This is a genomic window from Corynebacterium sp. KPL2734 (genome assembly GCF_040225595.1).
GTDB classification, from domain to species: Bacteria; Actinomycetota; Actinomycetes; order Mycobacteriales; family Mycobacteriaceae; genus Corynebacterium; species Corynebacterium rhinophilum.
The window spans coordinates 1-1,727 of record NZ_JBEHFO010000042.1 but is presented as its reverse complement, the minus strand read 5'-3'; the positions used below and the strand labels follow the sequence as shown (position 1 = coordinate 1,727).

At 55.0% G+C, this 1,727-nt stretch carries 1 pseudogene; it reads right to left on the bottom strand.

From position 1 onward, the window contains the following. Positions 1 to 125: 125 nt before the first annotated feature. Positions 126 to 1,619: pseudogene (locus ABRP88_RS11310) on the bottom strand (integrase core domain-containing protein). Positions 1,620 to 1,727: the final 108 nt, after the last annotated feature.

Below are 1,727 nucleotides of genomic sequence, written 5' to 3'. Positions count from 1 at the left end.
TGTTATGTCCATGAGGTTTTTGGACTTGGAGTCCAGCTACTTTGTGGACTCGGAGTCTAGGGACTTTGTGGACGCGGAGTCTCCCCGCTTTTGGGCGGGGAGTCCACGGAGTTTTTGTACTGGTGCTAGCTTGGCTTCTTCCGGCGGCTTGGCCGTGGCCCAGAGAGATTGGGTTTTAGCTCTGGGGGTTGTCGGTGCTACATGCCGACAACGTGGTTTATGTTGATTTGACCGCCGGGTGGACGCTGATTCAGTTGGATCGGTAGCGGAAATGAAAACAGTTTCTCACCGTCGTGATCAGTAAAAAATTCCACATAGTCATCGGCTACGCTGCTGTAGATGGCTCGATTTTTGAAGCGCAGCCCGACGTAGAGGCCGTGTCCCATAACGCGTACCACCCCGCTTTTGTTGATCCACAGCTTGTCCGGGATAGGCCAGAGTGCATTTACACCGGTAGAGCTTGGCATTACGGTTGAGGAATCGGCATGGGGTGTATCTTGCTGGATCGCCTGAGTGTCGTTACTTGGTGCCCTGTCTGAAGCTGCAACTTCAGGCAGGGCATTATCTGTCGCGACCACTGTGTCGGCTGCTAAGGCATCTGCCTGGTTGTCGGGGTGAATCCGGTGATATTGTTTCGCGATTTTTGTCCATAAAACATCTGGGTCAATCGGCTGCGTCGGTGGCTGGGCATGCGAGATAATCTCCCAGGCTTGGGCTGGGGTGATGTGCATCTTGCCCCTGAGAAGTCCTTGGTGGCGACGGCGTGTGTTGTAGAAGTTGCGGTAGCCGACAATCAGCTGTTGGACCTGCGCCAGCGTCGTCGGGGTACGAGCATCCAAAAACCTGGTCATGGTTTGGTGCGATCGCTCGTCTTTGCCTTGCGTCGTGGGAGCAAAGCCCGCACTTGATTGAACTCCCAGGCTGGCGAGCCAGCGTTCGGTTTGCGACAGCCGGCCGCGATGGTAGGTGGCAAAGGCATCACCGTTGTCAGAGAGGACTTCTTGGAAAAGTCCGTAAGCATCAATGGCTCCACTTAGCGTGATGCGGGCATCGGTGCCGTTTTCTGGAGTTCCAAAAGCTTGGGAGCCGACGTCGAAGCGGCTGGCATCGTCGACGACTTGGTAGATAGTCACTTGCGTGTGAGGCACATCGAAGAGTCTGTAGGCAAACGCATCGATCTGCCACAGTTCATTGACTTCGCCCCTGGCAAAGTGCCTGTAGGACTTACGCGGTCGTTTACGTGCATTGATGTCAGCGACGCCAGCCTCGTGCAACCATTGTGCGATTAAAGCTCGTGACGGTGGTTGGTCGTAGCCGAGTTCGTCGAGGAAGAAGTAGAAGATTGACCATGGGCCGCAGTCTTGGCCGCGGGCTCTTAACGTACCGCGAGCTTGCAGGACCTGTTGTCGAATCTTGTCATCGTAGACCCGTCGCGGGTTCAGCGGTGCCGTGCTGTCGGGCACGATGCCAGCCCGCCCGCGTTCGGCGATACGTGCTTTGATGTTGTAGTACGTCTGCTTCGATACGCCGATGTTCTTGCAGAACTGCTGGACCGTGATGCCCTCACGGATGGGGTCGAAATCCGCTATCTTCTTGCGGAGAGTAATGGGAATTGCCATCCCCACATTGTCAAGAAGCCAGAGTCCAAAAAGTAGTTAGACATCCTGTCCATAAACTTCCTGGACTCCGAGTCAAAAAACTAACTGGACTCCGAGTCCAAAAAGTCA